At 61.7% G+C, this 7,107-nt stretch carries 7 protein-coding genes and 1 pseudogene; 3 read left to right on the top strand and 5 right to left on the bottom strand.

Features of this window, described 5'->3' with window-relative positions; genetic code table 11:
- Window positions 1–252: 252 nt before the first annotated feature.
- From V3H18_RS10810 to V3H18_RS10790, 5 genes and pseudogenes are all read right to left on the bottom strand, one after another.
- Window positions 253–780, bottom strand: a complete 528-nt coding sequence (locus tag V3H18_RS10810; protein ID WP_332082053.1) for an adenine phosphoribosyltransferase — start codon at window positions 778–780, stop codon at window positions 253–255.
- A 151-nt stretch (window positions 781–931) separates the two neighbouring features.
- On the bottom strand, window positions 932–1,264 hold the full coding sequence (locus V3H18_RS10805) for a hypothetical protein (protein ID WP_332082052.1): 333 nt from the start codon (window positions 1,262–1,264) through the stop codon (window positions 932–934).
- A 473-nt stretch (window positions 1,265–1,737) separates the two neighbouring features.
- Window positions 1,738–2,256, bottom strand: coding sequence for a hypothetical protein (locus V3H18_RS10800; protein ID WP_332082051.1), 519 nt, complete (start codon window positions 2,254–2,256; stop codon window positions 1,738–1,740).
- Window positions 2,257–2,399: 143 nt separating this feature from the next.
- A pseudogene (locus V3H18_RS10795) lies at window positions 2,400–2,504 on the bottom strand (S-methyl-5'-thioadenosine phosphorylase); the annotation flags it as partial.
- 248 nt (window positions 2,505–2,752) lie between these two features.
- Entirely contained in the window at window positions 2,753–3,637 is an 885-nt protein-coding gene (locus V3H18_RS10790) for an S-methyl-5'-thioadenosine phosphorylase (RefSeq protein WP_332082050.1), read from the bottom strand.
- Between the two features lie 393 nt (window positions 3,638–4,030).
- Here V3H18_RS10790 and V3H18_RS10785 point away from each other — a divergent pair, with 393 nt between their 5' ends.
- From V3H18_RS10785 to V3H18_RS10775, 3 genes are all read left to right on the top strand, one after another.
- A complete protein-coding gene (locus V3H18_RS10785) occupies window positions 4,031–4,594 on the top strand; it encodes a F0F1 ATP synthase subunit delta (protein ID WP_332082049.1) in 564 nt (187 codons plus the stop codon).
- Complete coding sequence (gene atpA / locus V3H18_RS10780) at window positions 4,594–6,123, top strand: F0F1 ATP synthase subunit alpha (RefSeq protein ID WP_332082048.1); 1,530 nt, start codon at window positions 4,594–4,596, stop codon at window positions 6,121–6,123. Before V3H18_RS10785 ends, atpA begins: the two co-directional genes overlap by 1 nt.
- A gap of 84 nt (window positions 6,124–6,207) precedes the next feature.
- Window positions 6,208–7,089 (top strand): F0F1 ATP synthase subunit gamma, encoded by an 882-nt coding sequence (locus V3H18_RS10775; protein ID WP_332082047.1) that lies wholly within the window; start codon window positions 6,208–6,210, stop codon window positions 7,087–7,089.
- Window positions 7,090–7,107 lie beyond the last annotated feature (18 nt).

Genomic DNA, 7,107 nt, shown 5'->3' with positions numbered 1-7,107 from the left:
GGGCGGCCGCGCAGGCCGGGAAGGAGCGGGCCGCCGCCGGGCGGCGACAGCGCCAGAGTGGGAACGGCGCGCTTTCCCGGCATGCCGGGCATGTAACGCAGGGCCGCAACCCCGCTGAGGAGGGCGGCGACGGCGAGCGTCGCCAGCGCCAGATGCGTATGTCGCGGCGTCATTGACCCCTAAGCGCCTTTCGCTGGCGAAAAAACGGCTTTCTTGAGCCTCAGCTTAACGGAAGCACCCGATCAAGGCGGTTTAGTGGCCTTCGAAGGCGACAAGCGTCCGCACCGGCACGCCGAGCGCCTCGATCTTCTTCGCCCCGCCGAGATCGGGGAGGTCGATGACGAAAACGGCGGCCACCACATCGGCGCCCTGCTTGCGCAGGAGCTTCACGGCGCCTTCCGCCGTGCCGCCGGTGGCGATGAGATCGTCGACGAGAATGACGCGCTCGGGCCCGTTCACCGCATCCTCATGCATCTCCATTTGGTCCTCGCCATATTCGAGGGCGTAGGAGACCGAGACGGTCTTGTGCGGCAGCTTGCCCTTCTTGCGGATCGGAATGAAGCCGGCGGAGAGCTGATGCGCTACGGCGCCGCCTAAGATGAAGCCGCGCGCCTCCATGCCGGCGACCTTGTCGATCTTCGTGCCGGCCCAGGGCTGCACGAGTTCGTCGACCGCCTTGCGGAAGGCCTTGGCGTCGCCCAGCAGCGTCGTGATGTCGCGAAAGAGAATGCCCTTTTTGGGATAGTCGGGAATGGTGCGGATCGCGTCGGCAAGCGGCATGGAAGGGCCTTCGGATCGGCGGCGAGCCTCGCCGCGAATGGTGGAACATGGCGAAACCGCCACGGCGTGAGAGAGATACACGCAGGGCGGGGCGGCGCGCAAATGGGGAGGCGCGGACTTGAAGACCAGAAGTTTTTTTGGGACACCCTCGCTAGCGCCAAAGCGCCGCCCATGGCCGCAACAGCTCCCAGTGCGTAACTGGCGTGAGGATGCGAATACCGAGTTCGCGCTCAATGTGCTCGGCGTTGCTCGGTAGGCGACGCTCTACTGTCAGGAAGGCCTCGCAGCGCAAAGCAACTGCGTGCTGTATAAGCAGGCGATCCTTTCGACTTAGATAGCCAAATTTGCTTTCCTCGAGCCGAGTCGCGAGAGCCTCGCTCTCGGTCGTCGGTCCGTCGCCTTCGAGGCAAGCTTCCGAATGATGGGCGATATCCCAAAGCCATTGCATGTGGCGCGGATCACGCTTGTCGTAGGCCTCCTGCATGCTGCCGCCTGAAACGATCCATTCGAATAGCGCGCGCTCGTTGACCAAGAAGATATTGCGGAGCGCTTCCAGGTTAGAGGTACCTTCTGGTATTCGATGAATAGGATCGGTTTCGACTATCGGCTCATCTTCAAAAATGTGAGCTCCATAACTCCCAACAGTCTGCGCTGTGCAAGAATCCAAAAAAATCCGGCGGGGTACCAAACTATAGGGAATCCATCATTCAAACCCCCAACGTCATCTCAAGCAGCTCGAGTGTCGGCGGATATTGTTTTGAGTTAAAAAGAGGATTGAAGCTAAGAGGCGTCGTCGCTATTAAGACGCAAGAAAAAAACTCTTCCAGTTTCGGCCTTTCTATCGAGAGCATGAGCGTATTGATGTACGCCTCTTTTAATTTGACGGGCTTTCGACGATACTTCTACCACTAATAGAGCGCACCATACCGATCGCATGTAATTTCGCGCTACCCCATTTCATGGTTCAACGTCCCTAGTTTCCGCTTCAAAAATATCGCGCCCCCCTCGCTCCCTTAAATTATAAGCGGCGTGATAGAGAATGTTCCACCCGATCTCTTCAAGGACGCCGAAAAACCCTCCGTAGTACTCAGTGGCTTCCGCTTCCGAATAAGATCCAACTGAGTCTGAGAAATCGATGCCGAGCGCCTCCAGGTCACGTGCTAGCGCAAGAGCATATTCTAACGTAACCCTATGGCCAAAAATGTGGGCGAAGTCATTGCGAAAGTCATTGAACCTGTCGAAAGCGCTTTTGTCAGCGGACAGAATATAACCTTGTTGCACAAGCTTCTCGGTCTTTTGCGGAAACGACAGCTTGTAAATCTTATCGTCGGGTTGAAAGAGGCGGATCATTTCAATGAGTATGGCCTCAAGCGCGAGGTGAATTTTCAAGGCAATCGCAAGCGCATCCGAATCAACCCCAATCCATTGACCGGCGATAATATCGTCAAGTTGAACGTCCCGACTTGGTTTTCGCATCAGACCCTCCTAAAGCCATGAGGTCTGCGCGTTTGCAGTATTGTTCTAAATTGTTGCATGCGGATACTAGTAATCCTTTTGCGATGGCTTTTCGCGCGGCTGAGCCTTAGGCGGCTGCCGAGTTCGTCGGCGCTGATGTCAGCCTATCCCCCCTTCACCCGCCCCATCACCGCGTCGAGCTTCTTCAGCAATTCCGGGTCGCGCGCGTCGAGCGCGGAGAGGATGGCGTTGTCGAGCGCGCGGCGAGACGGGCGGCGTTGCGCGCCTTGTGCTCCTCGAGCGAAATATGCTCGCCGCGTTCAAGCGCGGCCACACCTTCGTCAACGAGGGGCTTCGCCCAAGCCAAATCGTCTTTTTCAAGTTCGCGCTCGACAATGCGCTCGTCGATGAGCTGACGGGCGGCCTCCTCGATCAAGGGAAAATCGCCCGTCGCGACATGCGCTTTAAGCCAAGCTTCCTGGTCGGGGGTGAGGGTGATCGCCATGAGCTTCCTATATCACAAAAAGCCCTTGCCCTTCACCCGCCCCATCACCGCGTCGAGCCTCGCGAGCAACTCCGGGTCGCGCGCGTCCGGCGCCGTTAGGATGGCGTTGTCGAGCGCGCGGTCGGAGCCGATGGGGCAGGGCTCGTGCTCCCCAGGAAAATCCGCGAGGAGCCGCGCCAAGAGACGCGCGACGGTCGCGGAATTCCGCCGCACGATTTCGATCACGGCGGCCACGTCGACATTGTCGTGATCGGGATGCCAGCAGTCGAAATCCGTCACCATGGCGACGGTGGCGTAAGAGATTTCCGCCTCGCGCGCGAGTTTGACTTCGGGCATCGCCGTCATGCCGATCACGTCATAGCCGGCGCCCTTATAGGTCAGCGATTCGGCGTAGGAGGAAAACTGCGGCCCCTCCATGCAGACATAGGTTCCGCCGACGACATGCTGGACCTTCTCGGCCTTGGCGGCCTCGGCGATGCGCGCGACGAGCTTCGGCGCCACCGGATGCGCCATCGACACATGCGCGACGCAGCCATTGCCGAAGAAGGAGGATTGGCGCGAGAAGGTGCGGTCGACGAATTGATCGACGAGCACGAAAAGTCCCGGGAACAATTCCGATCTGAACGAGCCGCAGGCGGAGACCGAGACGAGATCGGTGACGCCGACGCGCTTTAAGGCGTCGATATTGGCGCGATAGTTGATGCCGGAGGGCGAGAGGCGATGGCCGCGCCCGTGGCGGGGCAGAAACACCGCCTGCGTCGCGCCGATCTCGCCGAAAGTCAGTTCGTCGGAGGGCTCGCCCCAGGGCGTCGTCACGCGCTCGCGGCGCACATTGGTCAGCCCGGGCAGATCGTAAACGCCCGACCCACCGATAATTCCGACGATCGCCGTGGCCATGCGCCCTCTCCTTATGCGATGTTATGCATGCGTCTTTGCGTCGCGCTTGCGCCTATCTTGCTCTCGTCGACGCCCTTTGCGGAAGCGACAATAGGCAAGCTTATGCTGCGCCGCAAAAGCAAATCGCCCAAGCTTACGTATGGAAAGCCGCCGCGAGCCGCCGAAAGCCCATGCGCCGCCGCTCATTTATTAGGCGTTTTGCTGCGCGGCGACAGGGTTGCGCCCCAAAATCGGCTGTGTTAGGGGACGCTCGCCTTGGAACTGGGGCGTTGCAGCCCTCGTTCCTTTTCCTGCCGCACCCGTCGCTTGAGGCTAACCGCTTGTGGTCGCGATCGCGCGATTTGCAATGCGAGCGGCGCCTCGGGACGGCGTAGATTTTGACGAGCGAGACAAGTGGCTCAACACGGAGATTCGCTTTCCGGCGTCGCGGGACGTTATGCCTCCGCCCTTTACGATCTCGCGACCGAAAAGCGCGCCGCCGATGAGGTAGACGCCGCGCTCGACAGTTTTCAAACGCTGCTCAACGAAAGCGCCGATCTGAGGCGCCTGGTGAGAAGCCCGGTGTTCTCCGCGCAGGAGCAGGTCAAGGCGCTCGACGCGGTTCTCTCCAAGGCCGGCATCGGCGGGATCGCCGCGAATTTCATTCGCCTCGTCGCGTCGAAACGCCGCCTCTTCGTCATCTCCGACATGATCGCCGCCTATCGGCGCCTGCATGACGAGGCCAAGGGGCTGGCCCACGCCGAAGTGACGGTCGCGGCGCCGCTGAAGGCCGATCACGAGGCGGCGCTGCGCGCCGCGCTCACGGGCGTCACCGGCGGCAAGACCGTCCAACTCGCCGTCAAGACCGATCCGTCGATCATCGGCGGCGTCGTCGTCAAACTCGGTTCGCGCATGGTGGACGCTTCCGTCCGCACCAAGCTCAACGCAATCCGCACACGCATGAAAGAGGTCGGCTGATGGATATCCGCGCCGCAGAAATTTCCGCGATCCTCAAAAATGAGATCGCCAACTTTGGCGCTGAGGCCGAAGTCACCGAGGTGGGGCAGGTTCTGTCCGTCGGCGACGGCATCGCCCGCGTCTATGGCCTCGACAATGTCCAGGCCGGCGAAACGGTCGAATTCGAGAATGGCGTGCGCGGCATGGCCTTGAACCTCGAAAGCGACAATGTCGGCATCGTCATTTTCGGCTCCGACCGCGACATTAAGGAAGGCCAGACGGTCAAGCGCACCGGCGCCATCGTCGACGTGCCGGTCGGCAAGGAGCTTTTGGGCCGCGTCGTCGACGCGCTCGGCAATCCGATCGACGGCAAGGGGCCGATCAAGGCGACGCAGCGCGCCCGCGTCGACGTGAAGGCGCCCGGCATCATTCCGCGCAAATCCGTGCATGAGCCGATGGCGACCGGCCTTAAGGCGGTCGACGCGCTGATCCCGATCGGCCGCGGCCAGCGCGAGCTCATCATCGGCGACCGCCAGACCGGCAAGACCGCCATCGCGCTCGACACCATCCTCAATCAGAAGTCCCTCAACGACGGCGACGACGAGAAGGCGAAGCTCTACTGCGTCTATGTCGCCATCGGCCAGAAGCGCTCGACCGTCGCGCAATTCGTGAAGGTGCTCGAGGAGCGCGGCGCGCTCGACTATTCGATCATCGTCGCGGCGACCGCCTCGGACCCGGCGCCGATGCAGTTCCTCGCGCCCTTCTCAGGCTGCGCCATGGGCGAATATTTCCGCGACAACGGCCTGCACGCGGTCATCATCTACGACGATCTCTCCAAACAGGCCGTCGCCTATCGCCAGATGTCGCTGCTGCTGCGCCGCCCGCCGGGCCGCGAAGCCTATCCCGGCGACGTCTTCTATCTGCATTCGCGCCTGCTGGAGCGCGCGGCGAAGCTCAACGACGAGCGCGGCGCGGGCTCGCTCACGGCGCTGCCCGTCATCGAGACGCAGGCGAATGACGTGTCGGCCTATATTCCGACGAATGTCATCTCGATCACCGACGGCCAGATCTTCCTGGAGACGGACCTCTTCTACCAGGGCATCCGCCCGGCGGTGAACGTCGGCCTCTCGGTGTCGCGCGTCGGCTCCTCGGCGCAGACCAAGGCGACGAAGAAGGTCGCCGGCAAGATCAAGGGCGAGCTTGCGCAATATCGCGAAATGGCGGCCTTCGCGCAGTTCGGCTCCGACCTCGACGCGGTGACGCAGCGCCTGCTCAATCGCGGCGCGCGCCTCACCGAGCTTCTGAAGCAGCCGCAGTTCTCGCCGCTGAAGATGGAAGAGCAGGTCGTGGTGATCTACGCCGGCGTCAACGGCTATCTCGATCCGCTGCCGGTGGGTCGCGTGCGCGCTTTCGAGGATGGGCTGCTGACGCTGCTCCGCTCGCAGCACCCCGACATTCTCGAAACCATCCGCACGACGAAGGATCTGCCCGACGAGACGGCGGCGAAACTCAAAGAAGTCGTCGAGAATTTCGCGAAATCCTTCGCGTAACGAGTGTCGTCATGGCCGGGCTTGGTCCCGGCCATCCACGCGGCGCCGTTATGGGCGTTGGGGAAACGAGACAGGCAAAACGATATGCCCTCGCTGAAGGATCTTCGAAACCGCATTTCTTCCGTCAAGGCGACGCAGAAGATCACCAAGGCCATGCAGATGGTCGCCGCCGCCAAGCTGCGCCGCGCGCAGACGGCGGCGGAAGCGGCCCGGCCTTACGCCGAGCGCATGGAGGCGGTGCTCGCCAATCTCGCGTCGAGCGTCGCGACGGGCGGCCCGGTGCTGCTGTCCGGCAATGGCAAGGACGACGTGCATCTCCTGGTCGTCGCCACCGCCGAACGCGGCCTGTGCGGCGCCTTCAACTCCTCGATCGTGCGCCTCGCGCGCGAGCACATCGGGCGGCTCGAAGGCGAAGGCAAGACGGTCAAAATCCTCTGCATCGGCAAGAAGGGCTACGACCAGCTTCGCCGCCAATATGAGAAGAACATCATCGAACTCATCGAATTGCGCGGCGTCAAGCAGATCGGCTTCGAGAACGCCGACGAAATCGGCAAGAAGATCATCCGCCTCTTTGAGGAAGGCGCCTTCGACGTCGCGACGCTCTTCTTCTCGCGCTTCAAATCGGTGATCTCGCAAATTCCGACCGCGCTGCAGGTCATTCCGGCGCAAATCCCGTCGAACGAGAACGCTCCGCCGGTCGAAGGGCCGCAGCCTTCTTACGAATATGAGCCGAGCCAGGACGAGATTCTCGCGGAACTCTTGCCGCGCAATATTTCGGTGCAGGTGTTCCGCGCGCTGCTCGAAAACGCCGCCTCCGAACAGGGCGCGCGCATGAGCGCCATGGACAACGCCACGCGCAACGCCGGCGACATGATCCGCAAGCAGACGACCCTCTACAACAGGTCGCGCCAGGCGATGATCACCAAGGAGCTCATCGAAATCATCTCGGGCGCCGAGGCGCTTTAGAAGACACTTTAGGACGAG

It is taken from the genome of Methylocystis borbori, from assembly GCF_036576025.1.
GTDB lineage: Bacteria > Pseudomonadota > Alphaproteobacteria > Rhizobiales > Beijerinckiaceae > Methylocystis > Methylocystis borbori.
This window is presented reverse-complemented; position numbering and strand designations above follow the sequence as displayed.

Coding starts and splice junctions, on each gene's coding strand:
- V3H18_RS10810 (WP_332082053.1), bottom strand. CDS start 780: ATGCCGCTTGCCGACGCGATCCGCACCATTCCCGACTATCCCAAAAAG.
- V3H18_RS10805 (WP_332082052.1), bottom strand. CDS start 1,264: ATGCAGGAGGCCTACGACAAGCGTGATCCGCGCCACATGCAATGGCTT.
- V3H18_RS10800 (WP_332082051.1), bottom strand. CDS start 2,256: ATGCGAAAACCAAGTCGGGACGTTCAACTTGACGATATTATCGCCGGT.
- V3H18_RS10790 (WP_332082050.1), bottom strand. CDS start 3,637: ATGGCCACGGCGATCGTCGGAATTATCGGTGGGTCGGGCGTTTACGAT.
- atpA (WP_332082048.1), top strand. CDS start 4,594: ATGGATATCCGCGCCGCAGAAATTTCCGCGATCCTCAAAAATGAGATC.
- V3H18_RS10775 (WP_332082047.1), top strand. CDS start 6,208: ATGCCCTCGCTGAAGGATCTTCGAAACCGCATTTCTTCCGTCAAGGCG.